This is a genomic window from Salicibibacter kimchii, assembly GCF_003336365.1.
Lineage (GTDB): Bacteria > Bacillota > Bacilli > Bacillales > Marinococcaceae > Salicibibacter > Salicibibacter kimchii.
Genome location: NZ_CP031092.1, coordinates 1,188,379 through 1,213,225, shown reverse-complemented (window position 1 = coordinate 1,213,225; position 24,847 = coordinate 1,188,379). Strand labels below are relative to the sequence as shown.

General features: G+C 45.7%; 28 protein-coding genes and 3 pseudogenes. 22 read left to right on the top strand and 9 right to left on the bottom strand.

Annotation, left to right across the window (positions count from 1 at the left end; translation table 11 throughout):
* Positions 1-157 precede the first annotated feature (157 nt).
* On the top strand, positions 158-784 hold the full coding sequence (locus DT065_RS06110) for a GntR family transcriptional regulator (RefSeq protein ID WP_114371689.1): 627 nt from the start codon (positions 158-160) through the stop codon (positions 782-784).
* 49 nt (positions 785-833) lie between these two features.
* Here the strand turns inward: DT065_RS06110 and DT065_RS06105 are convergent, their stop codons facing one another.
* A complete protein-coding gene (locus DT065_RS06105; protein ID WP_114371688.1) occupies positions 834-1,256 on the bottom strand; it encodes a GNAT family N-acetyltransferase in 423 nt (140 codons plus the stop codon).
* Positions 1,257-1,260: 4 nt separating this feature from the next.
* Positions 1,261-1,992: an alpha/beta hydrolase gene (locus DT065_RS06100; protein WP_160112430.1), complete on the bottom strand. Its 732-nt coding sequence runs from the start codon at positions 1,990-1,992 to the stop codon at positions 1,261-1,263.
* Between the two features lie 411 nt (positions 1,993-2,403).
* Here DT065_RS06100 and DT065_RS19135 point away from each other — a divergent pair, with 411 nt between their 5' ends.
* The gene (locus tag DT065_RS19135) at positions 2,404-2,580 is read left to right on the top strand and encodes a hypothetical protein (protein ID WP_193550812.1); all 177 of its coding nucleotides are present in this window, start codon (positions 2,404-2,406) and stop codon (positions 2,578-2,580) included.
* Positions 2,581-2,623: 43 nt separating this feature from the next.
* Here the strand turns inward: DT065_RS19135 and fumC are convergent, their stop codons facing one another.
* Entirely contained in the window at positions 2,624-4,012 is a 1,389-nt protein-coding gene (fumC, locus tag DT065_RS06095) for a class II fumarate hydratase (protein ID WP_114371686.1), read from the bottom strand.
* 189 nt (positions 4,013-4,201) lie between these two features.
* Between fumC and DT065_RS06090 the strand changes: the two genes are divergently transcribed.
* The 3 genes from DT065_RS06090 (at position 4,202) to DT065_RS06085 (ending at position 5,504) form a co-directional block, all read left to right on the top strand.
* Entirely contained in the window at positions 4,202-4,765 is a 564-nt protein-coding gene (locus tag DT065_RS06090; RefSeq protein ID WP_114371685.1) for an NADPH-dependent FMN reductase, read from the top strand.
* A gap of 84 nt (positions 4,766-4,849) precedes the next feature.
* On the top strand, positions 4,850-4,972 hold the full coding sequence (locus DT065_RS19995) for a YuzK family famiily protein (RefSeq protein ID WP_472511555.1): 123 nt from the start codon (positions 4,850-4,852) through the stop codon (positions 4,970-4,972).
* A gap of 64 nt (positions 4,973-5,036) precedes the next feature.
* Entirely contained in the window at positions 5,037-5,504 is a 468-nt protein-coding gene (locus DT065_RS06085; RefSeq protein ID WP_160112429.1) for a UPF0158 family protein, read from the top strand.
* 493 nt (positions 5,505-5,997) lie between these two features.
* On the opposite strand, the gene pdxK is transcribed toward DT065_RS06085, so the two are convergent.
* Positions 5,998-6,831: a pyridoxine/pyridoxal/pyridoxamine kinase gene (pdxK, locus tag DT065_RS06080; RefSeq protein ID WP_114371682.1), complete on the bottom strand. Its 834-nt coding sequence runs from the start codon at positions 6,829-6,831 to the stop codon at positions 5,998-6,000.
* Between the two features lie 111 nt (positions 6,832-6,942).
* Between pdxK and DT065_RS06075 the strand changes: the two genes are divergently transcribed.
* The 3 genes from DT065_RS06075 (at position 6,943) to DT065_RS06065 (ending at position 8,861) form a co-directional block, all read left to right on the top strand.
* Positions 6,943-7,419, top strand: coding sequence for a glutathione peroxidase (locus DT065_RS06075; protein WP_114371681.1), 477 nt, complete (start codon positions 6,943-6,945; stop codon positions 7,417-7,419).
* Positions 7,420-7,595: 176 nt separating this feature from the next.
* On the top strand, positions 7,596-8,213 hold the full coding sequence (locus DT065_RS06070; protein WP_227002743.1) for an SCO family protein: 618 nt from the start codon (positions 7,596-7,598) through the stop codon (positions 8,211-8,213).
* A 294-nt stretch (positions 8,214-8,507) separates the two neighbouring features.
* Positions 8,508-8,861, top strand: coding sequence for a DUF1516 family protein (locus tag DT065_RS06065; protein ID WP_114371679.1), 354 nt, complete (start codon positions 8,508-8,510; stop codon positions 8,859-8,861).
* Positions 8,862-8,912: 51 nt separating this feature from the next.
* Here the strand turns inward: DT065_RS06065 and DT065_RS06060 are convergent, their stop codons facing one another.
* Together DT065_RS06060 and DT065_RS06055 are read right to left on the bottom strand one after the other, a co-directional pair.
* A complete protein-coding gene (locus DT065_RS06060) occupies positions 8,913-9,473 on the bottom strand; it encodes a TraR/DksA C4-type zinc finger protein (protein WP_114371678.1) in 561 nt (186 codons plus the stop codon).
* Between the two features lie 243 nt (positions 9,474-9,716).
* Entirely contained in the window at positions 9,717-11,141 is a 1,425-nt protein-coding gene (locus tag DT065_RS06055; protein ID WP_114371677.1) for an aldehyde dehydrogenase family protein, read from the bottom strand.
* A 164-nt stretch (positions 11,142-11,305) separates the two neighbouring features.
* Here DT065_RS06055 and DT065_RS06050 point away from each other — a divergent pair, with 164 nt between their 5' ends.
* From DT065_RS06050 to DT065_RS19575, 10 genes and pseudogenes are all read left to right on the top strand, one after another.
* The gene (locus DT065_RS06050; protein ID WP_114371676.1) at positions 11,306-11,806 is read left to right on the top strand and encodes a YndM family protein; all 501 of its coding nucleotides are present in this window, start codon (positions 11,306-11,308) and stop codon (positions 11,804-11,806) included.
* Between the two features lie 115 nt (positions 11,807-11,921).
* Positions 11,922-12,686 (top strand): annotated as a pseudogene (locus DT065_RS06045) (TIGR02677 family protein); the annotation flags it as partial.
* Positions 12,650-13,042: pseudogene (locus tag DT065_RS19990) on the top strand (TIGR02679 domain-containing protein); the annotation flags it as partial. The pseudogenes DT065_RS06045 and DT065_RS19990, both read left to right, overlap by 37 nt.
* Before the next feature lie 129 nt (positions 13,043-13,171).
* On the top strand, positions 13,172-13,696 hold the full coding sequence (locus DT065_RS19985) for a DUF2399 domain-containing protein (protein ID WP_472511554.1): 525 nt from the start codon (positions 13,172-13,174) through the stop codon (positions 13,694-13,696).
* A gap of 46 nt (positions 13,697-13,742) precedes the next feature.
* The gene (locus tag DT065_RS06035) at positions 13,743-14,033 is read left to right on the top strand and encodes a hypothetical protein (RefSeq protein ID WP_160112427.1); all 291 of its coding nucleotides are present in this window, start codon (positions 13,743-13,745) and stop codon (positions 14,031-14,033) included.
* A 206-nt stretch (positions 14,034-14,239) separates the two neighbouring features.
* Entirely contained in the window at positions 14,240-14,809 is a 570-nt protein-coding gene (locus tag DT065_RS06030; protein ID WP_114371673.1) for a TetR/AcrR family transcriptional regulator, read from the top strand.
* A gap of 71 nt (positions 14,810-14,880) precedes the next feature.
* The gene (locus DT065_RS06025) at positions 14,881-15,777 is read left to right on the top strand and encodes a cation diffusion facilitator family transporter (protein WP_114371672.1); all 897 of its coding nucleotides are present in this window, start codon (positions 14,881-14,883) and stop codon (positions 15,775-15,777) included.
* A 153-nt stretch (positions 15,778-15,930) separates the two neighbouring features.
* On the top strand, positions 15,931-17,463 hold the full coding sequence (locus DT065_RS06020; RefSeq protein ID WP_114371671.1) for an AbgT family transporter: 1,533 nt from the start codon (positions 15,931-15,933) through the stop codon (positions 17,461-17,463).
* Between the two features lie 512 nt (positions 17,464-17,975).
* Positions 17,976-18,584: a DUF3298 and DUF4163 domain-containing protein gene (locus DT065_RS06015; protein ID WP_114371670.1), complete on the top strand. Its 609-nt coding sequence runs from the start codon at positions 17,976-17,978 to the stop codon at positions 18,582-18,584.
* Positions 18,585-18,713 carry a hypothetical protein gene (locus tag DT065_RS19575; protein WP_257791146.1) on the top strand — a complete coding sequence of 43 codons (129 nt, stop codon included), beginning with the start codon at positions 18,585-18,587 and terminating at the stop codon, positions 18,711-18,713. It abuts the gene before it with no gap.
* A gap of 419 nt (positions 18,714-19,132) precedes the next feature.
* Here the strand turns inward: DT065_RS19575 and DT065_RS06010 are convergent.
* Positions 19,133-19,330: pseudogene (locus DT065_RS06010) on the bottom strand (IS4 family transposase); the annotation flags it as partial.
* A 304-nt stretch (positions 19,331-19,634) separates the two neighbouring features.
* Between DT065_RS06010 and DT065_RS06005 the strand changes: the two are divergent.
* Positions 19,635-21,320: a M20/M25/M40 family metallo-hydrolase gene (locus DT065_RS06005; protein WP_114371669.1), complete on the top strand. Its 1,686-nt coding sequence runs from the start codon at positions 19,635-19,637 to the stop codon at positions 21,318-21,320.
* Between the two features lie 46 nt (positions 21,321-21,366).
* Positions 21,367-22,056: a hypothetical protein gene (locus tag DT065_RS18800; RefSeq protein ID WP_193550810.1), complete on the top strand. Its 690-nt coding sequence runs from the start codon at positions 21,367-21,369 to the stop codon at positions 22,054-22,056.
* Between the two features lie 233 nt (positions 22,057-22,289).
* On the opposite strand, the gene DT065_RS05995 is transcribed toward DT065_RS18800, so the two are convergent.
* Together DT065_RS05995 and DT065_RS05990 are read right to left on the bottom strand one after the other, a co-directional pair.
* Positions 22,290-23,588 (bottom strand): amidase, encoded by a 1,299-nt coding sequence (locus DT065_RS05995; RefSeq protein ID WP_114371668.1) that lies wholly within the window; start codon positions 23,586-23,588, stop codon positions 22,290-22,292.
* A 151-nt stretch (positions 23,589-23,739) separates the two neighbouring features.
* Entirely contained in the window at positions 23,740-23,880 is a 141-nt protein-coding gene (locus tag DT065_RS05990) for a lmo0937 family membrane protein (RefSeq protein WP_114371667.1), read from the bottom strand.
* Positions 23,881-24,093: 213 nt separating this feature from the next.
* Between DT065_RS05990 and DT065_RS05985 the strand changes: the two genes are divergently transcribed.
* Together DT065_RS05985 and DT065_RS05980 are read left to right on the top strand one after the other, a co-directional pair.
* The gene (locus DT065_RS05985) at positions 24,094-24,444 is read left to right on the top strand and encodes a YflT domain-containing protein (protein WP_227002740.1); all 351 of its coding nucleotides are present in this window, start codon (positions 24,094-24,096) and stop codon (positions 24,442-24,444) included.
* Between the two features lie 82 nt (positions 24,445-24,526).
* The gene (locus tag DT065_RS05980; protein WP_114371666.1) at positions 24,527-24,766 is read left to right on the top strand and encodes a hypothetical protein; all 240 of its coding nucleotides are present in this window, start codon (positions 24,527-24,529) and stop codon (positions 24,764-24,766) included.
* Positions 24,767-24,847: the final 81 nt, after the last annotated feature.

Below are 24,847 nucleotides of genomic sequence, written 5' to 3'. Positions count from 1 at the left end.
GGACTTGCTACATGCTACCCATCAAGCTATACCCAATAACGGGTGACTTGATGGTTGGCTTTCGATCCAAGGTCATTTTATTGTCAACAATCTTAGTATATAATATAATGTAATCACTTTAAATAAACCATATTACAGTAGCGATTGAGGTGCTACAATGATGGATCATCTAAAGAAAAGTTCATTAAAACATCAAATTGCTGAGGAAATCAGAAAATCCATTTTCAAAGGAAATCTTAGTCCTGGTGAAAAAGTGACAGAAACAACATTATCGGGTAATTTGGGTGTGAGTCGAGGACCTGTGCGTGAAGCTATACAATTATTAGTTATGGAAGGTCTTCTTATTTCCACCGCCTATAAAGAAACGAAAGTAAGTCACATTACAACAGAAGAAGTGACGGAGTTGTTGGTTCCCATGAGAATTAACATTGAGACATTTGCTTTGAAAACGTTGCCGACATGGAATGACCAAAATTTTAAAAACTTCGAAGAAGTTGTTGAGCTAATGAGACGTGCGTCTATATTTAATGATCATCCTCTTTTTAGCGACTTGGATATGCAATTTCACGAATTGATTATCCATGCCTCTAATATGAATAATGTTTCTAATTTATGGGATGCCATTTTTAACCGCATGCGTTTGCTCTTTACGTATCAAAACGAAACATCTTTAGATTTAAAAAAATTCACTGAAGCTCATAGTGATTTATTGGATGCTTTCAAAACTAGAGACGTTGACCATGCCATTCAGTGCTTAAAAGACCACATTATTGAATACAGATAATCTAATCAATAGGGGGAGTCTAGAAAAACCTAACCCCTCATAATCCCCCTCATACCCGTTTTTCCATAGCGACATGAGGGATGCCGGCGTCGAAGAATTCGTCCGAGGTTACCTTATAACCCAAGTGTTCATAGAAATTTTTTGCACGGATCTGTGCGTTAAGAAAGACTGATTCCGCGCCTTGCGAGGCAACGCAGTCTTCAACGGTCTGCATGATTTCTTTTCCGATGCCGGTACCGCGAAATTCTTTGAGCACGCAGATTCGCTCTGCTTTCCCTGTGTTTCCGGAGAAACGGACCCGGCCGGCACCTGCCCATTTCCCGGACACTTGAGCGAGAAGGTGGATGCTGTTCTCTTCATATTCATCCCACTCCTCCTCGGGAGGAACATTTTGTTCGTCGATAAAAACTGTTGAACGAATTTGGTGCACTGCTTCTATTTCTTCTTCTGTATATGCAATTTGAACACTCATATTTTCACTCCCCATGCAAGACGAACATAAAATGGAGCGCTTGATGTATGTCCGGCTCCCACGTAAACCATGTATGATCGCCTTCCTCAATGGTTTTCGAACGATAGTTACCGACATTCTCTTGCAGGCGGTCCTGAAGATCGTTATGCATCGGAAGGAAATTCATGATCGTTCCGTCGGTTCCTTTTACTTCTTCCTCGTCAGCACCTACGGTATGATAGACGGTAAATGTGTCGAGTTCCTTGCTTTTCTCTATTTTGGAAAGCAATGTGTCATTGACGTAAGGCGAATACATAATCGCGCGTCTAAACACGTCCGGGTGCTCCAAACAGGCGAGCAAAGCAAGCGTTCCTGCCAATGAATCGCCGAAAAGCGTACGGCCGTCTGCATCTTCCCGGATTGAAAATGTATCGGCCAGGAAAGGGAGAAGTTCCTCGGTTAAAAATTGCAAGTATTGAGGTGTCTCTTCTCCGTCAGGGTGATACCATTTGCGCCGCGTGGATACGCGAGGATAGGGGACTCCAACGACAATCGTTTCCGGACCGGCTTCTTCCAAAATCATCTTTTCAACGTTCCGGTCAATTTTTCCGAGCCGAAAAGCATCTTGCCCATCTTGCGCGATCATTAAATGGTAAGAGATGCTTTCGTGGTAATTGGGCGGTATGTAGACATAAAGATCAAACGCTTGATCAAGAATATTGCTGGTAAACGTTAAAGAACGTCTTTCTCCTTCCATATTCAAACCCTCAATTCTGTTATAAAGTGAACCTTCTATCAGAGGGGCGGTTTTCCCCTGAGGAAGGAAGTCGGCTAAAACCGTCACGTCCTGTGACAACGCCGACACTAGTACATCCTGTGCGTCGCGATCGGGGTGTCAGCCGCCCGTTAACTTCCGCTTACGGGGTTGAAGTGAAAGTTTTACGTGCGCTGACCACCGGGAGAAAGTCAACTAGAGGCATTGTATCACGTCCGTCGCTCACTCGCTAAAGGGAGGCTTGGTAATTATGCCTAAACATCGATCACAGACTTGCATAATGCTAGTGGAAGCCCGTAAAATAATGAGGAAGTTTACAAAAAAATGTTGCGAAACATCGATTTATTTGCAACATACGATTATTCATAGAAGGGTTTAAAGGGGCAATCACCTATGTACGGACCGCGATGGATTTATTGGAAACAGACCTTTCGGTCAAAGTTTCAGGCTGGTTGTGTGAAGGCCAAATTGGAAGACAACTGGCACAATGGTTATGAAGTCTGCCCACTTGTGGAGATCATTAAGCTTAAAAATGAAAAATACGTCGTGCGTTTCACGTATGATGAATGAAAAACTGCCCGCGGTACGGGACCAAGGGCAGTTTTTGTGTTTTTTATTCAGAAGGATGAACCATTTTCGCAGGATCTACCCATTCATTAAACTGTGCTTCTGTAAGCTCTCCGCTGCCCACCGCGGCTTCTTTTAATGTTACCCCTTCGGTGTGTGCTTTTTTCGCTATGGACGCGGCTTTTTCATAGCCAATGTGCGGATTTAGGGCCGTGACAAGCATTAAGGAATTTCGCACGTGTGCCTCGATGTTTTCTTTTTCCGGCTCGATGCCGACGATGCAACGGTCATGGAACGATTGCATGGCGTCGGTGAGCAACTGGGCGGATTGTAAAAAGTTGTAAATAATCACCGGCTTGAAAACATTCAGTTCGAAATTTCCTTGGCTGGCGGAGAAACCGATCGTAGCGTCATTCCCCATCACTTGCGTGCATACCATCGTGAGTGCTTCACTTTGGGTGGGATTCACTTTGCCCGGCATAATCGAACTCCCGGGCTCGTTCGCCGGGATGGTGAGCTCGCCGATGCCCGAACGAGGACCGCTCGATAACCAACGGACATCATTGGCGATTTTCATTAAATCTGCCGCGAGCGCTTTTAACGCGCCGTGGGCATGGGAAATGTCATCGTGGCTCGTCAACGCGTGAAATTTGTTAGGTGCTGATGTAAAGGGCAACCCTGTTTCTTCACTGATGAATGCCGAGGTCTTCTCCCCGAATGTCGGATGCGCATTGATGCCTGTCCCGACAGCCGTGCCGCCGATGGCGAGATCGTTTAAGTATTCAATGCTTTCATCGATCATTTTTTCACTTTTTCGGAGCATTTCTTGCCAGCCACTGAATTCTTGGCCGACGGTGAGCGGTGTGGCATCCTGTAAATGCGTGCGCCCAATTTTGATAATGTCGTTAAAGCTTTCCGCTTTTTCAGCGACGGTGTTTTTTAGCGTTTCCAAAGCAGGCTGTAATCCGCGGCGGATTTCCGTCACCGCGGCAATGTGCATTGCTGTCGGAAACGTGTCGTTGGAACTTTGGGAACGATTGACATCGTCATTCGGGTGAATGGATGCATCTTTTCCTTGTTCTTGGAGGATTTCCGTTCCCCGGCGCGCGAGCACTTCATTCATGTTCATATTGGACTGGGTGCCGCTTCCCGTTTGCCATACAACGAGCGGGAAGTGACTGTCCCAATCGCCCGCGACCACTTCGTCTGCGGCTTTGGCGATCGCGTCTGCTTTGTCGCTATCCAAATTTCCCAGGCTCTCGTTCGCCCGTGCCGCTGATTTTTTCAATGTGGCAAAACCGTACACAACTTCCCGGGGCATCTGCTCCTTGCCAATCGGGAAATTGCGTAAACTTCTTTCCGTTTGCGCGCCCCAATGCTTATCCGCCGGCACTTCCATTTCGCCGAGCGTGTCTTTTTCAATCCGGTATTCCATCTTGCATCTCTCCTATAATATGTTCTATGCGAAATCCAAGCATCCCCTTCTATGATATACCACTTTTCATTTATAAAAAAGGACCAGGCTCATTAAAGGAAAAAACGTTTAATTGGAAAAGGAATGGGGAAAGAAGAATAAAAGAACAAACAGAAACATAGAACGACCGTACGCCGAAGGAGGGGCCCCATGATGGCTAAAGCACAAAGGATAATAGGAATCAGCGGTAGTTTGCGAAAAGATTCTTTCAATCGTCATGTGTTAGCGGCAGCCACCGAATTTACGGAAACAGATGTGACGTTGCATACATATGATTTGGCGGCAATCCCCCTATTCAACGGAGACTTGGAAGATGGCGGTGACCCGGCAAGCGTAGCTGATTTTAAACGAGCGATAGCAGAGAGCGATGGCCTTTTCATCGTTACCCCGGAATATCATCACGGCATGCCCGGCGTTTTGAAAAATGCGATCGATTGGGCAGGGAGTGACGCGAATCATAACGTGCTCAAAGACATGCCCGCGGCGATGATTGGTGCCTCACCGACCATGTTCGGGACCGCTTTTTCGCAACAACAGCTGAAACAATCCCTCGTAGCCGCTGGTGCTTCGGTCATGCAACAACCGAGTGTTTTCATTGCACATGCGAATAAAAAAATAGATGAAAACGGCGTTATTACCAACGAAGACACGAAGGCGATGATCACCTCTTCATTGCGTGCATTCTCCGAATGGATTGACCATAAGCAAACATAGGTTTCATTCAGAGGCGAACAGGGGGATAATTTGAGGAGGCTTTTCTTTTGAAAAGGAAGGAACATTCTGTTGCATCAAACTTTAATGGAAAAGGGGATGCAACAGGCACACGGGTGCACTCAACAAGAGTATCGAGGCAACGTGGACAAAATGATCGAAATCGAGAAAAAATGCGAAAAAGACTATGAGAAATCGAAAGCTATATGAAAAGAAAAGGAATGAGAGGGAGTGTGTCAAGCACTCCCTTTTTGTGTGTGAAAGGGGAGTTACAATGAACAAACCGGTTGATCTTTTAGAGGTTGCTGAAGCCATCGATGTTGATGCGGATGAACTTCACCAATTTGTCAATCGAAAAACGGGTGAGGTCGAAGTGATAAACGAAGATGCATTAAGAAAAGCAGACTGGGAAAAGCCCCACGATGAAGTGAATGAATGGCAGAAAGAAGAACGGGCATTGGCCGAGGATATTATTGAGAATGAGGACGATTACGAACCGATCCCCGATTCCTACGCCATTAACGACTATCGTCTAATGGAAATATTTATTGATTCGCTCACCGATGAGAAAAAACAAGCGACCTTAGCACAGGCGATAAGAGGAAAAGGGGCTTTTCGCAGGTTCAAAGACCGTATTATTGATTTGGGTGTGGCAGATGACTGGTATGAATTCAAGGACAAGGAATACCTCGCGTTTGCTCGCCAGTGGTGTGAAGAGAAGGATATTCAATACAGAGAATGAAGACGGGGCAGTCCACGCCGTTAGTCAAAATCCAATATTCGGAAAGATTTCTCTCAAATTCGGAAAAAAAGCCATCCGATTGAGAATAGAAGTTATCTGATTCAGAAAATAAGCTCTTGCATTCAGATCATCACTCGCTTGATTTAGAATAAACCCGCTTTGATTCGGAAAATCGTAGCACTGTAAAGAAAAACGCCAAACGTAAAAGGTGATTTATGAAGAATGAACCTGATCGAAGGTGTGATGAAGGGTTCAACGTACCTCGGAACGGCAAAAAAAGCTGATCGGAGGTGCCATGAATGAAGCACAACGCATCCCGGAACGGCAAAACGTGAATCATAGCTGCCATAACTCCACTTGGAACCTTTCTAATCCAAAAGAGCATGGCGGATTCGGAACAATCCCGCTGGTATTCGTGAAATCACACCTATGTGGCTAAAAAAAGCCCCACACTCTCGTTTGTGGGACTTCTCAGATCGATCATTGCGCTCGATCACACTGTTTGTTTTTCAATATTCGTTTCGACTCCGTATTTACGATAGGCTCCATGCTGGACGGCACCCACGTGTTCATTCATGCGCCAACCGTGGGCGATGGCCGCGGTGACGAACTGCTTGGCGGTCGCGATGGCATCGTGAACATCGTTGCCTTTTGCAAGCTCGGCCGTAATTGCAGCCGCAAACGTACAGCCGGCACCGTGATTATAGGAGTGAGTAACTTTTTTGGTTTCCAGCATTTTAAACGTCTGGCCGTCGTAAACAACATCAATCGCGCGATCATCGTCAAGCTGTTTGCCGCCTTTGACGACGACGTATTTTGTGCCGTTGTCATGAATGCGTTGTGCCGCATCTTTCATTCCGTCAACTGTTGTGATCGTTTTCAATTGCGCGAGCTGGGCTGCTTCGAATAAGTTCGGCGTCGCGACCAGCGCTTTCGGTACGAGCACTTCTCGAAGGGCATCCGCAGTTTCCGGGTGCAAAACCTCATCTTCCCCTTTGCAAACGAGCACGGGGTCAATGACGGCTCGTTTCAGATTATTTTCCTCAATTTTACGCGCGGCCAGTTCAATGACATCCACGGACGCGAGCATGCCTGTTTTCATGGCATCAACGCCGATGGAAAGAATGGTTTCCAATTGCGCCTCCACGGTTTTGATATCCTGGGGAAAGACTTGATGCTCCCACGTTTCCGGCTTCATAGTCACAATCGTCGTCAGCGCACTCATGCCGTAAACGCCCAGATCCTGAAATGTTTTTAAGTCGGCTCCTATACCGGCGCCACCACTGGCGTCAGAGCCGGCGATGGTTAACGCTCTATAAATAGACATTTCTTATCCTCCTTCAAATCTTTTTCATTTTATTATAAAGCCAACCTGTTCTTTTAAACAAATGATTGAATATAGTTTCGTTTGGGTATAGATGGAAAAGGAGGTTGTACGATGAGTATTTTTGATGTGAAAGTTGAATCGGTTGATGATGGAACGCATACATTACAACCATATGAAGGAAATGTTTTGCTCGTGGTAAACACGGCCAGCAAATGCGGATTCGCATCGCAAATGAATCAGTTGCAACAGCTCTATGACCAGTATAAAGATCAAGGATTCTATGTATTGGGCTTTCCCAGCGACCAGTTCATGAATCAGGAACCGTTGGATAGTGAAGAAATCCCCGATTATTTCAGAGAAAAATACGGCGTCACATTCCCTATGTTTAAAAAAACAACGGTGCGGGGTGAAAACATATCCCCTTTATTCGAACAACTCACATACGAAACGAGGGGCGTAGGCTCGAATAAAATAAAATGGAATTTCACAAAATTTCTCGTCGGACGTGATGGAACAGTGTTGTATCGGTATTCCCCAAGCACCAATCCGGAAAAAATTGAAACCGACATCAAGGAAGCATTAAAATAATTTTTTTCGCTGGGAGAGAACCCACAGCGTTTTTTATTGCAGCTTCTACAAATTGATAAAACTTGTCTTTCAGCAGACATAGTTGCCGAGCTATTGCATATTCCTCAAAGTAAAGACCCGTCTACATGATTGATCTATGTTTCTATTGTAGGTGGATTTACAAAGGAGGAAGTGCGTTGCGAACAAGAACAGGGGTGTGGCTGTGCGGATTCATCTTGCTGCTGGCACTGTCTGGTTGCGGTTGGTTCGATAATGTAAGTGAGACATCGGCAGAAAATGGGGAAGACTTACAAGAGTATGGCTTGGATCTTCATGACTTTTCTTATACGAATCAATCGAGTGAAGTCGTTACGAATGAGGATTTAGAAGGAGAATACTCGTTGGTCAATATGATCTTTACCCGCTGCCCGACGGTTTGTAATTTAATGACTCCGAACATGTCCCAATTGCAAAAGGATTTGGCCACAGAGGACATCGATGCAAACCTCGTTTCTTTTACGGTAGATCCGGAATATGATTCACCGGAAGTATTAAAAGAATATGGCGATCACTATGAAGCCGATTATTCCAACTGGGATTTTTTAACCGGCTATAGCCTCGATGAAGTCGAAGAATTTGCGGAAAGTACATTCCACAGCGTTGTTGCGCCCGCGGCCGATGACGAGGACATCGTCCATTCCACTGATATTTTTTTAGTGGACGAAAACAGCCAAGTAATTCAGCGATATGATGGGCTTGAAGTAGATACAGCGCCAATCCTGGAGGATTTAAGACGCTTACAAGGATCTGAATAGAAGCGGAAAAAGAACAGGCAAGCGGTGCTTGTTCTTTTTTTGATGGATATAGGTGGGGCGTAGGTTCATGAGCCCCGAAACGCGTCGCCGCCCGGCTTTAAGGTCACCATGGAGCGCGAACAACCCTAACTCAATACTGTTTTGCATCGCTCACGCCACATTAAGATAAAATATTCATACCGCGTTCACAAAACGGTGCTATGCTTCTGAGGAAAATATGTGTAACATGGAGGAGAAAAGGGTATAGTGGCTTGTCACATGCAATTTTTGTAATGATTGGAAAGGATGACAGACATGTACGATATGTTATTCGCGTCCCACCAGGGTTCGTGGGCATTTTTGCCGATTTTGTTTTTGATCGCGTTTTTCTTGTACCGCGCGGGAAAGCCGACGGGTGGGAGAATTTTACGCATTATTCTCGGTATCTTTTATATCATTATGATTGTTTCCGGTGTTGGCCTGCTCTTTGAATTAGGCTTTCCGGCCTCGTATGTCATCAAGGGCATTTTAGCGATTCTTCTCATCGGTTTCATGGAAATGACCCTTGGAAAAGCAAAGCGGGGAGAAGGCGTGGCTGTGTGGCTAACCGTTGTCATTGCTATCCTCGTTATTGTCGTGTTGATGGGTTTTGGTGTAATCGCATTTTAATAGGGGGAAAAAGCGGCGCATCGATCACGGTGCGCCGTTTTACGTCTTCGTTCATCTTTTTTGGCTTGGCGGGTCTTCGTTTGCCCCATCGCTGTTGTTTCCTTCTTCTTCCGGAGTGTCCGATGGTGTTTCGGAAGTGCCATGGCCGCTGACCGTTTCCCACGTATCCACTTGATCGAAGATGACTTCTTCTTTTTCATCTTTTTCCTCCAAAGCACCTTCCATTGTATCTTCTTCAATAGGCCGGCGGATCTCCGCAGTGGCTTCCTCCTCTGCATGGGCGTGCGTGACGCATACCCTCGTTTCTGGAACAATTTTCAATCGTTCATGAGGGATCGCCTTCCCGCAAACGGCGCAACGGCCATACGTTCCGTTTTCGATCGCTTGCAAAGCCTCGTGAACAGCATCCAGTTGTTGTTGGGATTGATTGTTAATGGCGACGTTCTTCGCTTGTTCATGCAACTCGGTGCCCTGATCCCCGGGGTGATTGCCCATTTGGGAGAGCTCGCCGATTTCTTCCGGGCGATTGGAACCTTCGAATTGCGCCTCCAATTCATTTTTCATTTCCAATAATTGCTTTTCAAATGAGTGGATCTGATCGTTGATTCGCATGTTTATCCCTCCGTTTACACTCTTCTAAAAGCCCTTCGTTCCGCATATTCCAAGCATTTTTCGCATACGACGACGTGTGTTTGGTTTTCATCGTAGTAATCGCGCATGTATGACGTTGTTGATTTGCAAAAATAACAGCCTCTTTTTTTGAAAAGGTCTCGTAGTTTTCCGAACATAAGCCACCTCTATTCGAACAAAAACTTGCCCGACCCAAAAGGGGCAGGCAAGCAGGTTGATTGTACTTTAAGAAGGCATGCCGAGCACAGCCTTGACTTCGAGGTACTCTTCGATGCCGTAGTCGCCCCATTCGCGTCCGACACCGGACTGTTTATAACCGCCGAACGGCGCGGTAAAGTCCATTTTGGCATTATTGACGGTAATGCGTCCTGCCTGCAAGCGGGAAGCAACATCTTGGAGTTTTTCTTCGTCTTCGCCGACGACATAGCCTGCCAAACCATAAACGGTGTCGTTGGCAATGTCAACGGCTTCATCCAGCTCATCATACGTCAGCACGGACATGACAGGACCGAAAATCTCTTCTCGGGCGATGGTCATATCGTTGTTCACATCAGTGAAAACGGTCGGCTTGACGTAATATCCTTTTTCCAACCCATCTGGCTTGCCCGTGCCACCTGCCACGAGGGTAGCGCCTTCTTTAACGCCTAATTCGATATAGCCTTGGACACGATCCCATTGTTTTTCAGCTACTAAAGGTCCGACCATGTTAGGACCATGAGGATCGCCGACCGGATAGCCTGGTAGGACTTCTTTGACCGCTTCGATAAAATCGTCATGCATCTTTTGAGGTATGATTGTCCGCGTGGCTGCCGTGCACACTTGCCCGCTATTCATGACGACGTTGGTGACGGCCGCTTTCGCGGCTTTTTTCACGTCGGCATCTTCTAAAATAACCATCGGCGATTTTCCGCCGAGTTCAAGAGCGACTTTTTTGACCGTCTTGGCCGCGTTCTCCGAGACTTTTTGCCCGACACCCCCGGAGCCGGTAAAGGAAACAAAATCAATATCCGGGTGGGCGCTGATACCGTTTCCGATCGTCTCTCCCGTTCCGTTGACGAGGTTAAAGACCCCTTTCGGCACGCCGGCGGCTTCAAAAATCTCCGCTAAAATGACAGCCGCGAATGGGGTGAGCTCTGCTGGTTTTAATACAACTGGGCTTCCGGCCGCGAGTGCGCTTGCAATCTTCGTTGATGTTTGATTTGTCGGGAAGTTCCATGGTGTGATAAGCCCGCTGACGCCAATCGGTTCTTTTTTAATCAGCGTCCCGCCGCGCCTTTCCGTGAATTCAAAATCTTTCAGCTGCTCGGCCGCAGTTTCAAAATGACCGAGCCCCATTTTGTAATGTACGTTTTCCGTGATGCCGACCGGCGAACCTAATTCTTCCGTAATCGCATCAATGAGGTCGCTTTTGCGATTTTTGTATTCTTTGGCAATACTTTCAAGCAGCTCGATGCGGTATTCTTTTGACGTTGTTGAAAAATGGGGAAAAGTTTCCCGCGCGGCTTTTACGGCACGATTCAGATCTTCCTGGGTACCTAAACTAATGCGTCCGGCCACTTCTTCCGTTGCCGGGTTAATCACTTCCATCGTTTCGGAACCGCTGGATTCCACCCACTCCCCATTAATGTAATGGTTGATATAATTGCGCATTCGATCGACTCCTTTATTTTGGTCGTAGGGGTTTTATACCCGTAGGTTGATCAATTAAAACTATACAGGAAAATAACTCAGAAAACAAAAAATAAACAGTGAATTTTGGCAGGGATAAATAAAAGCCATACGGAGATAATATTTGAAAAAGAAGGAGGAAAACGATGAGATTTCTCGCTGGTTTAGGTATAAAATTCGCCATCATGTTAGCCGTTATATGGATCGTACTCGGCGGATTTTTCGATGTCGCTTTTTCAGATGTTTTAGCGATCAGCGCCATCTTAACCGTTGTATCGTTTTTAGGGGACGTTTTTATTTTGCCCGGCATAAAAAATGTAACGGCAATGATCGCTGATTTTTTTCTCGCATGGGCGGGCGTGTGGATCCTAGGGCATTTTTTCATCGCACAACCGCTGGCATTGGGAACAGCATCATTCATCATCGCGCTTATTTTAACAGGGGCTGAAATTTTCTTCCATATGTATATGCGGCGCCAATTTTTCAACAGCCCCTCGGCTGATGAAGAAAATCAGTCAACCGCGCCGCCTAAGCCTGAAAATGAGCAGCAGCAACGTTCTTCGGTGAGAGATCTGCAAACCGAATACGGCGAAGACATGTACGCGAAACGGTCGGCAAAAGATCCGAAAAGCAAAAAACAGCAGTGAAAATAAACCTTCAGTTCGTTGTGAGCAGAGGGTTTTCTAGTTATGTCATCAAAAATAATCCGTCTTTCTCCGACTGCCCCCGACCTTTTTCTATTTTTTAAGAAAGCGTGATACAATGAATGATAGAAAAAAGAAGGAGGCCGTCGCGTTGCAGCACAATGTGAAAAAGCGTGTTCACGAAGCAACGTATCTCGCTGCCGAGAAGGCCTGGAGTTACCGGGCGATCTTACGTTATTGCTATATACAACACGAACGCATGCGGCAATTTTTATTCGCCGAGGAGATACACGCGCATGTACAGGAGGATCCTGCCTTCGCCGCATATACCCTGGAAGAGCTTCAACAGGATCTCGAACAATTGGTCAAATGGGGGAATTTGTCCACGCAACAGGAGACGGGCAAAGTGAATACGGTGGAAGAATTTAAAAAGAAGCGTTTTCGTTATCAATGTACGCCGTACACGGTTGAGTTTGAACGCATGATGCAGCGGATGGAACAACAGGGCGATCAGTTTGGCGGCTCACTCGAACGCTCGCAATTCGAACGTCTCTATCAGGTGCTTTACCGGATTGATGAAATCGCCCATTCGGAAAAAGAAGAAACCGATGAAGAGTGTGCCCAACTCTGGGACGATGTCATGATGTACATTCGCCAGATCACGCAAAATACGTCGGATTATTTTGCCTATATTGACAGTGAAAACACAAATGAACGCATGCAAACGGATGCATTTCTGCTCTATAAAGACCAGTTCACGACCTATTTGCGTGATTTCATTATCTCCTTGCAACGGACGGCGCTTCAAATTCAGGACTTGCTCCGGCGGCTCGGGGGTGCCCAAATGGAAGACTTTTTCAACAGCGTCATCCGCCACAAAGGGCAAGTGTTCAAAAACGCGAAGCTGAAGAACAGGTGCTTAGCCATTGGAAAAAACAGTATCCCGTTCTTGCGTTCTGGTTGGATTATGTGCGGGAACGTCATCCGGACACGTATTGGATTTATCGCTTGCTTGAAAGTGAGCAGCTGACAGCGATGATGCCTGTGCTCCATGAAGCAGTTCGCGCTCTTCCTGATCAACCGCTGCGCTTGCCGGTGTTTAGCCAGCAAATCAGCGGAGATCCCCACGCTTTTGATCTCCATCATGACCTAGGCAAGCTGTTTATTCATCTTTTGCAAGTGAAACGAAGCGGACAAGGTGTGGCGACCGGCGGCAGTGAGGACATAACTGCATTGCTTGAATCGTTTTATATCCTGCGGGATGATATTACAAACGACGTCACTGTTGCCAATCTCTTGGCGGAAAATGAGGTAGGTTCCGTTCATCCGTTATGGCAGGCGGCTGCTAGGCATCATGCTGTTCTCAACATGCCGCTGCGGGAATTGCAGCACGTTAGTGCTGTACGTCCGGCGAGGTCGAACTGCGTATGGGTCGTGGAAAATTCCGGCGTCTACTCGAGCCTTCTCGATGCCGTGCCGGACGCCCCACTTATCTGTACACACGGTCAGTTTAAACTGGCAGCGTTAAGGTTGATGGACATGCTCGTCGAAGCGGATGTGTATCTTTATTATGCGGGAGATATTGACACGGAAGGAGTAGCGATGGCCAATCGCTTGCTTGAGCGTTATCCTCGCCACGTTCACCTATGGCGCATGGATGTAACGTCATACCGTCAATCCTTGTCTGCGAACACGTTGGAGGAGGAACGATTGGCTAAGCTCGCGAATGTGGGAAATGATGCTCTTCAGCCGGTCGCTGCGGAAATGAAAAAAACGAAAAAAGCCGGCTATCAAGAAGGGTTGCTCTCGATGTTAGTGGACGATTTAAAAAAGCATGGAAAAATAAAAGAAAGAGTTGTAACGGGAACGCACATTCTGTATAATGATAGCTAAAGAGATAGAATCGATTGGAAATAATAAAGGAAGCGAGGTGTCAATCATGAGTGAAGAACGTTTCAACCGTCTTGAAAAGCATATGGAGCAATTGATCCAAATGGTTGCTGACAACAACAAAATAACCAAAGAACTTTCAACACGAATGGACGGGCTCGAAAATGAATTTACCGACGAGAAGCGGTTAAATCAGCAGCGCGATGCAACATCGCAGCAACGCCATAAAGAGTTATTAAAGGAAATGCGAAGCCAAAATGTAGACATTGATTATTTGCGCGATCAAGTCTCCAAGCATGACATGGATATTCATAACATTAAAGCAAAATTAGCCCTGTAATCAGCTTGTGTCCAAACCGTTTTCCAACGGATCATTCACCCCGCTTAGAACGTTAAGCGGGGCATTCTGATTAACATATAAAAAGGGAGGGAATATAATGGGCGCAAGAGGCACAGAACTTTTTACAGTCTATTGCAAATGTATTTCTCTTACGTTATAATGACTGATAGTCAGTCATCGTTGGTGACATAAAGAAAGGAGCCCCAATGTCACAAGACAAGAAGAACCAAATCCTAACCGCAGCAATCGATGTCTTTTCCGAGATTGGGATCGAGAATGCAAAGGTTTCCGATGTCGTGAAGCGCGCGGGGGTGGCGCAGGGCACCTTTTATTTGTATTATTCATCGAAACACGCGTTAATCCCAGCGATGGCGGAGCAGCTTTTGCATGAACAGTTGGATAGTCTAAAAGAATACGTTCAAGATGATGATTCTTTTGCTAAAAAGATTCGGCAAATGGTGGACACGATTTTTAAGGTGACCGATCGTTATCAACATGTGCTCGCTTTGTGTTATTCAGGTCTGGCGATGGGAAGCGGCCTTTCCGAGTGGGAATCCATTTATGAACCTTATTATCAATGGATGGACCAATTGTTGGAGCATGCACAAAGGCGTGGAGAGGTAAGAAAAAATATAGACGTACGTATTACATCCAAGCTGGTTACCGGGATGATGGAGGAAGCAGCTGAGCAGCTTTATTTGTTCGATGAAAACGCGAAACAAGCAAAAGCTTATAAACAGGAAACCATCCAATTTATTGAGCGGGCGCTTATGTAAGATAAGACCCGGTTTTTTTAATCCGAAAAGTGACTGACAGTCATTCATGTAGAAAGAAAGGGTAGAAAAAAGTGAGACGAACAGAATCTAGACTATTGCAATTATCCGTTTGGGGGGCGCTTGCTTTCGCGGTGCTCGGCCTCGTTTTGGGGCTGATCACTGCTTCACAAATGATCTTTTTCGATGGCGCCTATTCCCTCATTAGTTTGGCGCTATCCTTGATGGTGTTCTTAGCATTTCGCTATGTAGGAAAAGAAGATCAAAGGCGATTCCCGTACGGAAAAGAAACAATCGAACCACTCGTTGTCGTCATCAAGGCGATCGTTATCAGTGTGATGTGTTTTGTGGCGATTGTGTCTTCGATTACGGAGTTTTTCACAGGCGGCAGTGAGGTCGTCCTCGGTCCGGCGTTGGCTTATGCTGCATTGTCAACGGTTGTTTGCTTTGTCATTTTTAGCACGATGAAACGTAAAAAAGACTCGGAGTTACTCAAAGCGGAGTCTGCGCAATGGATGATGGATACGCTGCTCAGCGTCGTTGTCCTGATCGGATTTTTCATCGCCTGGCTTTTGCAGGGAACAACTTGGGCGTTTCTCGTCCCGTATATTGACCCGCTGATGGTCCTGTTGGCCGCCGGTTATTTCTTAACTGTTCCTTATGGGTTAATCAAAACAAACGGCCGGGAATTGTTGCGAATGACACCTGCCAAAGACATTCAGAAACGAATCGCCGGCGAAGTCCAATCGTTAAAACAAGCCTATCGTATGGAAGATGCGATTTTACGCACATCGAAAATCGGCAGAACGATTTATATGGAAATTGATGTGATTTTGAATGAAAACTCCAGGGTAACAACTGTTAAGGAAATGGACCTGGTAAGGGAAGAGTTGGATAAAAGATTGTCAGACATTACTGAGGAAAAGTGGGTGACTATGTCGTTTACGATGGATGAAAAGTCGACGGCGTAACGACTGAAGGTCCAGGGGTCCAGTTGCTATCAGGGGGCTGGAGTAAAGCTGTATTTAATCAAAAGAATGTTTGCTCCGCCATACATAGAAAGGCCCATTTTGGTGACGATACCAAAAAAAGGGTCTGAATGTCTCCCGAGAAGGGGAATTGATATGGCTGAAGCAACGAAACGAAAAGGATTTTTCCAACGTTTTCTCGATTTTATCGAGCGAACAGGCAACAGGCTGCCGCATCCGGTTACGCTTTTCGCGATTTTAGCTGTTATCGTGATCATTGTTTCCGCGATTGTTGCCAGTTTTGATATTAGCGTGGAAGATCCCGCGGAACCGGGCGAGACGCTTGAGGTTCTGAATTTGCTTTCCGGCGAGGGGATTCAGTACATATTTACGAGTATGGTCGATAATTTCATCGGTTTTGCACCGCTCGGTGTCGTGCTGGCGACGATGCTCGGGATTGGCGTGTGCGAACAGAGTGGACTGATCAGCGCTTGCTTGCGAGGATTCGTCCTCGCGATTCCCAATCGTTTGATTACCGCGGGTCTCATATTCGCGGCCATTATGTCCAGTGTCGCGTCCGACGCGGGTTACGTAGTTCTTCCGCCGCTCGGGGCGCTTATCTATTCCGCGCTCAACCGCCATCCCCTTGCAGGCTTGGCAACGGCTTTTGCCGGTGTTTCCGGAGGTTTCAGCGCCAATTTGCTGCTGTCGGCGACAGACCCTATGCTTGCTGAACTCACAAGAGATGCAGCGGAAACGATCGATCCGCAATATGCGGAAACGATGAACATCGCAATGAACTATTGGTTTATCATCGTATCCACCTTTTTATTAACGATTGTCGGCACGTGGGTGTCTGAAAAAATTGTTGAACCGCGGCTTGGTGCTTGGGACGGAGAATTTAGCGGGGAGCTGGAACAAATCAACGCTACGGAAAAACGAGGCATTACCTGGGCCGTCGTGTCTGTTTTGATCGCGGCCGGGGCCATGAGCCTGCTCGTCGTACCGGAATGGGGACCGATGCGCGGGGATGGCCCGCAGCCGATCGTGGAGTCTCCATTTATGGAATCGCTCGTCGTCGTTTTACTTATTTTATTTTTTATTCCCGGTCTCGTCTATGGCATTGTTACAAAAGAAACGCGAAGCGACCGGGATGTCGTCAAGCAAATGTCCGACACGATGGCTTCGATGGCCATGTTCATTGTGCTCGCGTTTACTGCAGGTCAATTTATCGCTTACTTCGATGAAACAAATCTGGGATTGATCCTCGGCATTTATGGAGGTGAATGCTTGAATAGCCTCGATATCGGTGGCTTCCCGGTCCTCATTGGGTTCCTCTTGCTTACGGCCTTTATTAACCTATTCGTAGGCAGTGCATCGGCAAAGTGGGCAATGTTGGCCCCAGTTTTTGTACCGATCATGATGCAGGTCGGTTATTCGCCTGAGATCACACAGGCGATGTACCGTGTGGCTGACTCAACAACGAACATCATCACGCCGCTCATGACGTATTTTGCCGTCATTATTGCCTTCGCTCAGCAATACGACAGAAAAATGGGCATCGGAACGCTGATTTCCGTGATGTTGCCATTCTCGATCTTTTTCTTAATCGCTTGGTCCATCCTCTTATTCATATGGGTGTTTTTCGGTTGGGAATTGGGGCCGAATTCACCCATTTATTATCCGTAGAAATCTTTGTGAGCACGGCACTTTCATGATCGGAAACCGTCTAATCGCCTGAAAATAACCATCTTCACCCCCTTTGGACTGTCCAATTGTACCACGATTGTAGAAAGAATTGCTGTTCCCTGACAGTAGTTGTCATATTGACCTTTAGAATCAAAAATAGATCAACATATAGTTTTGCTGGGGTATTGTGGATATTTCAAAGGGAGGGTTCTTTCGTGATCAAGGATTTTCGTTTAGCGTTAAAAATGACGCTTGAAGAATTGGCAGCCTTATCAGATGAATATAGAAACGATAAAAGGTTTTGAGGAAAGCGGATTTCCGGGGGAAACGAGGGCCAAAACCATTTTCTTGTTATCAAAAGCGTTGAAAGTTCCGGTTGATACGCTTGTGTATTTCAATAATAAATATGCAAGATGAATAGGGGTATATTGATAGCTGCACAAAGCCGAATCACGTGCTGATGTCTGTTTAACGCTGTTTAATCATAAGCATGCGATAAGGAGCGTGATAATGTGAATATTTCGGCTTTGCCGGTAGGAATTGTTCCCTGGCATATCAGAGAACCTCTGGTGGATATGTATTATGCGGAAGTGGCAGGTTGGACGAATCCTCAGGCGGAAGCAAACATGAATGACGCCATCCGGCAACAACTTCGACAGCTGCTTGAGACCCAAGGATATGGCGATGGCGTTTCAGAGCTGACGGGCGGCTTTAACCTGAAATCCAATCAACAGCATGTATTAAGTCTGACTCACAGTGTATATTCGTTTGCCGGCGGCGCACATGGAATGACGGTACAACGGGCATTGACGTTTGATTCACGGACGGGAAAGACTTATACACTCACGGAGTTATTCGCACCGGGCGCAGACTTTATCTCGAGATTAAATGCGTTGATCCAGGCTCAATTGGAGGAGCGAGGTTGGTTCGAGAATGTGCTCGGACCGTATGAAGGGATCACTCCCGATCAGCCGTTTTATGTGGCTGACAAAACGCTCGTTATGTATTTTGACTTGTATGAGCTGCTGCCCTATGTGTATGGCATCCCCCATTTTCCGATCTCTATCTATTCGATCGTGGATCTGATCGATGAGGATGGGCCATTGGGTTGGATGCTTTAATTGAATAATGATAAGTGGACGAGTAGCCGCGCCGGTGGAGTGCGGCTGCTTTCGAATAATAAAAGTCTGTATGATATACTGTTTTTATTGATTTTAGGCGAGAAGGCCCCCGCTTCCTACGAAGTGTAAAATAGGGGATGAATCGCCCACGGGCTATTGCCCGGATGATTGGAGTTAATTGCAATGTCCCAAAATCCTTGCGGCGCAAAGGATAAGAGCAATTCGAAAATAAATTCTCCCAAAAATACCAACATAGTCATAGGGCTTAGCGGCTTGTTCAACAGTATCATTCACGAACATTGATTCTAAAGGATAAAAGCTCTCTTGCATGAAAAGTGAGTACCAATGCTCAGTATCAGATTTGCTCTTGAAATTGGGTTTTGAGGACTCGGTTGTGATACTCGGATTCCATATGAGTCCTCAGGAATGGTTTTAGCGGACTCTAAGCGATGTTTGGGGTCCAAATGAGTCCTCAGAATAGAGTTTAGCGGACTCTAAGCGATGTTTGGGATCCAAATGAGTCCTCAAGATTAGGGATTGTTCATCATCCTACCGGAATCGAGCGTTCGATAAAGATTTTTCCCTTGCAAAATGAGGGGAAAGATAAATTGCACAAGAACGAGCGCAGAAAAACCTTTTTCTTTATGAATATTGGATTGATGCAAGTACGTACCAATTTTGGCCTGTTTGAAAAAGCGAGTCACGCGAGATTGTTGTTGGTCATTTTGATAGGATTCTGGTAACATGGAAACCTTTTTTTACTTTTTCCGGATAAAAAAATCCGCCGCAAATCCTGATGTTACGAGGGTTTATCCGTGATTTTTAACTCCGAAAGTTGAGTGAAGTTGGTCGCGTTTCGCACCATGCTTGAATATAAATCAAAATGATATGGAAAGCAGATACTTGTAGGTTAACCACAGGAACTGCGGGGATATCCTAATCAATAACTGGTGGGTACGCCAGTGTTTCTAGGAATCTCCATCAAATTTCGTCAGAAATAAAGCTGGAGCAGTTCAATGGAATGGCTGATAAATAAGGGGTGGAGCAAATATGATGGATACTCGCGAAGAAGTGCTTGCTTTAACAAAACAGCTTGTCGGGATCCAAAGTATCGTTAAAACGGAAGGGGAAAAGGCGATTGCCCAAGCGTTGTACACGTTGCTTGCTTCTGTTCCGTATTTTACAGCAAATCCGACACACGTAACGATGGAGCAAACAACGAATGATGAATGGGAGCGGTATAACGTTCTGGCCTTTGTGAAAGGGAGAAAGCGCAAGAGCAATCGGACCGTGATCTTGATGGGGCACATGGATACGGTTGGTGTTGAGGATTTTAATCAGTTACATGACTATGCATTTATGCCCGATAAATGGATGGATCTTTTGAAAAAAGAAGAGATTCCGGCTTCCGTCAGCGAACAATTGCAATCCGGGGACTGGCTTTTCGGTAGAGGGGCCCTTGATATGAAAAGCGGCCTCGCCAGTAACCTGCACTTATTGAAGTATTATGCAACCCATCCTGAAGAATTGGAAGGAAATCTCGTATTCATCGCCGAGTGCGATGAGGAGGACGGTTCGCACGGGATCCTCTCTGCCCTCAAAACGTTGAAAAGATGGAAAAAGGAGCATCATTTTGACTATGTTGCTGCTGTGAACAGTGATTTTGTCTCCCCGCGATCCGAAGGAGACGATAACCGTTACATATATAAAGGTGCGGCCGGCAAACTCCTTCCATCCTTTTTGATTACCGGAGCCGAGACACATGTCGGGGATGTGTATGATGGACTTGATCCGAACTTTATTGCTGCCGAATTGACGAAGCAAATCAGTTATAATCCGGATCTCAGCAACGAAGCTTTGGGAGAAGTAACGGTCCCTCCCGTGTCATTAAAGCAGACAGATTTGAAACCAACCTATACGGTCCAAACCGCGTTATCCGCCTATGTTTATTTTAATTTTTTCATTCATTCTTGGTCGCCAAAAGAAGTGTTGAAAAAATTGAAGGAACAAGCATATTTCGCCTTTACAAATGCCCTAGACACATTCACGGAAAGATACCGAGCGTTTTGTGAAAACAGCAATCAACCTTACAAAAAAATACCTTGGCAGCCGCGCGTTTATCTTTATGAGGAAATGGAGCGGATGCTCACGGACACACATGGGGAAGCCTTTATTCGCCATATGGATGATTTTAGGCAAGAACTGTTAAACGATGATACGTTAGATACTCGTATGTTTGCCGCGCGTGTCGTCGAGGAAGCTTGGAAATGGATGGAAGATAAAAACCCGGCTATTATTATTTTTTATTCGTCTTTATATTCTCCGCGGGTGGAACTAACCGGAAAAACGGAAAATGAACGAAATCTTATCGAAGCCCTTGCGCGTGCGGTGGAATATGTTCAACCCGAATATGAACACCCGATCGCCGTACGAAATTTTTTTCCATATATTTCAGACGCAAGCTTTGTGGCGTTAAGTGATGATGATGCCGGGATTGAAGCGATTCAGAACAATAACCCCGGATGGAGCACAAAACATTATGTGGAATACCAAGATATCCGTGATATAAACGTCCCGGTCATTAATATCGGCCCATACGGAATGGATGCTCATAAACGATTGGAACGGGTGGAAATGACCTATTCGTTTGAGGTAGTGCCGAACCTCACTAATAGGGTGATCCAAGAAGTACTGGAAAAAGATTTAAATGAGAACCCTTCAGCAGAGAATATGTGATAGTATATACTCAAAAGCTATTACAAAATAATAAGGGTGAAGACAAATGAAAAAAAGGTTAATGGTTACCAGCATTGGATTAGTGGCCTCTCTTGGCCTGGCGGCTTGTTCCCCCACTGAAGAAGCTGGAGAAGCTTCAGGAGATGAAGAAATTGAATTACAAGAAGAAGAGCCAACGGAGGAAGAAGAATCAGACGATGAAGAATCTGAAGAAGAAGACGAGGAGGAAGAAGCAGAAGAAGACGAAGAGGAATTAGAAGAAGACGAGGATATGGACGAAGAAGAAAACGGAGAAGACGAGGAAACGGATGAAGAAGAAAACGAAGAAGAAGGGACTTCCGACCTCGAAAACGTCATTGCAACTATTGATGAATCCGAAGCAGAAGAAGAAATTGTAGCAACGGCAGAAGCAGATTGGGCAGATGACTATTCGATGCAAGAGTACGTCATCGGCAACCAAACAGAAGCCTATGAAGCCTTGAAATCTTTAGAAATCAGTGAGGATGTGGAAGCAACAGCATTAAGTAATGCCTATGATGACTGGGGATACGACTTTGAAATGGTTCAATATGTCTATGGAAATCAAATGGAGGCATATGAAGAGATTCAAAGTTTAGATCTCGGTGGTGAAGAGCAAGAGATCCTAGAAAGCGCTCAAGATAAGTGGGGCGATGATTATGAAATGGTGCTCTATGAATATGAACTCCAACTTGATAGCTATGAAAATTTAAATTAAAAGATATGTAGCCCCACCGATCGCAAATGCCCAACCAGGATCAACTTGCCGCCTAGTATTCGTAAACTAGACGGTATTTTCTTTATGCAGCCTTCGATTACGCAACAGAAGAAACCCGATTTGCCAGCCGGGATGAAACGGCGATCGATGGCGGTGCGGTTAGGTCGTTCATGAACGTTCCTTAAACATTCGCAATGAGCACGATGTATTACCTCCCAATCCCAACGCTTATGTTAAGACACGCCTAAAGGATCGATGCTCTCCCAAGCGTTTCCGACTTGAAGCAACAATTTCTCCGTTAGATGATTCCCCATGATTTGCATGCCCGCCGGAAGCATTTCCGATGATAAACCAATGGGCACAGACAGTGATGGCAACCCCGTAAGATTTAGGGGAACGGTAAATGGCAGGCATCGTTCGATCACCTCCAAATTTTGTTTGATCCATTCTGGTTGAAACGATGGGGCTGTTATCGGGATCGTGGGCGCCGCGATAACGTCGACGTCTTCAAAAGTATTTTTAAATGCTGTTACCAAGCGTCGACGAGCTTGTTGTGATTTTAGGTATTGATTTGTATGCGTGATTAAGCCTGAATTGAAAAGAATCCGGACATCGTCGTTAAAATCTTCGGGAGTGGTTTTCAGCTCATCAAAATAGACGTTGGCAGGTTCACTAAAGGCGGTTAGATAACCGGCATAGGCGGCCATATCCAGTTCGGGTATATCGATATCTTTTATTGTCGCCCCCATATTTACCATTTCATCGAGCGCGTTTTTGAATAGATACTCAACGTCAGGATCCAACCCTTTTAAATAATAACTGGGAACGCCGACTGTTATTCCTTGAATGCCTTTCGTTAAGTTTTCGCTGTAATTCGGTATAGGGGCTTTGATGCTTGCTGGATCTCGCGGGTCAGGACCGACCATATGTTGGAGCATCAAGGCAAGGTCCGGCACGGAACGCGCCATTGGTCCGATATGATCCAGGGACGGGGTCAGGGGTACGACCCCATGTGCGCTCACCAATCCGTATGTTGGTTTCAATCCGTATATCCCGCACATGGTGGCAGGGATACGGATGGATCCCCACGTATCTGTTCCCGTCGCGAGCGTTGCTAATCCGGCGGATAAAGCAGCCGAACTCCCACCGCTTGAACCGCCGGGGCTGTAATTGAGATTCCAGGGGTTGCGGGCATTGCCATAATATTGATTGGTATTTGTTGATCCTGCACCAAATTCATGCGTATTCAATTTTCCCACCGTAATTCCGCCGGCGGCTAAAAGCTTATCCACTGATGTCGCGTTTTCATCAGGCACAAAATCACGTAATAATTTGGAGCCTGCCGTCGTTCGAATCCCATTCGTGTACATATTGTCCTTGATCCCGATTGGAATGCCATGCATAGGTCCGCGGTACAGCCCTTGCATGATTTGTTTTTCCGCATGTTTTGCCTGCTCACGTGCCCATTCAGGAAGCAATGTAATATAAGCATTCACCATGGGATCCTCTTTTTCCGCTTGTTTTATGACCACTTCCGTTCATCCTTCACGTTACCGACTTGATCTTTGGTTTCGCCTTTCGCTTTACTAAAGGCGCTTTTGATCTTATCGCTTTTATGATCACTCATTGGGTACTCCTCCACTTTTAAAAGTTAAATTAACGTTTCTATAGGGGGTGTTCCCTCTACCTTCGACCTGTAATCATTTGGAAAATAAATACGATGAGGGCAACGACAAGCAATAAGTGAACAAGTCCGCCCCCTATGTCACCGATAAAGCCCAGGAGCCACAAAACTAAAATGATAATGATGATTGTCCAAAGCATATACTATAACCTCCAGGTGAAAATTGACTGTGGGTGTTACGTTCCCAATTTTCCACGTGTTTAATCAAAGAGTATAGCGTTGCAGGAATTGAGGCACAAACTGTACCAGATGAAACGCTAAAATAGAGCATACGTTTCGAAAGACGTGTTTATAGAAATTTTGGAACGGGAAAATAAACGAAAGCCTAAAAAATAAAGAAAGGGGAATGAAAGGTGCAAAAACCTATATTTAAAGAATTTATGAACGATGATGAAGCGGTGCGCGCCATAGAGAAACTAAAAATCAGGGTCAATACGGAAAATATTTACGTTATCACCCATAATGATGGGCATACAAAGAGGGTTTCGGAGCGGACAGATGCTAATACGGTAGGGGTGAATGAAACGGGATTTGGGGTTTCTATCAAAAATATCTTTCGCAATAAGGGGGATGAACTAAGGGCTAATTTGCAAGAGGTTGGTTTTTCAGAAAGAGAAGCCCAACACTTGGAAAGTCAACTGGATAAAGGCGCTGTTATCGTCGCGGCCACTGAAACACCGGAGGGTGTGACCATTGAAACATGAACCGGAAATAGAACCCTATATGTTTGAAAAAATCAAATGGGTGGTAGTTGTTTACTAGAACGCATAGTTAGGAGGATGCTTCATGTCTAAAACAGGACGAAATACTCTAAAGTCGGGCGAGCATTATAAAGCGCATGAACTCGATAGTTTTGTTAGTACGACGGACGTGGTGCTCTTGTCTACAAATGCCAATCAACTTTTCACAGAACCCGAGCGAGAATATAAGGTTTCGCATGAATTCGAAGGTTTTTTCGAACATTCTTCTGAAGATGGCGAGAAATATTTCCGAAAAAAGAAGGCCTATATAGTGGAGAAAGCTTAAAAATACTAAAATCAAAAGCACTCATTGAAGGCCCATTATAGCGGGGAGGGCCTTTTTTAGTAGGTAAGAAAGTATAAATCA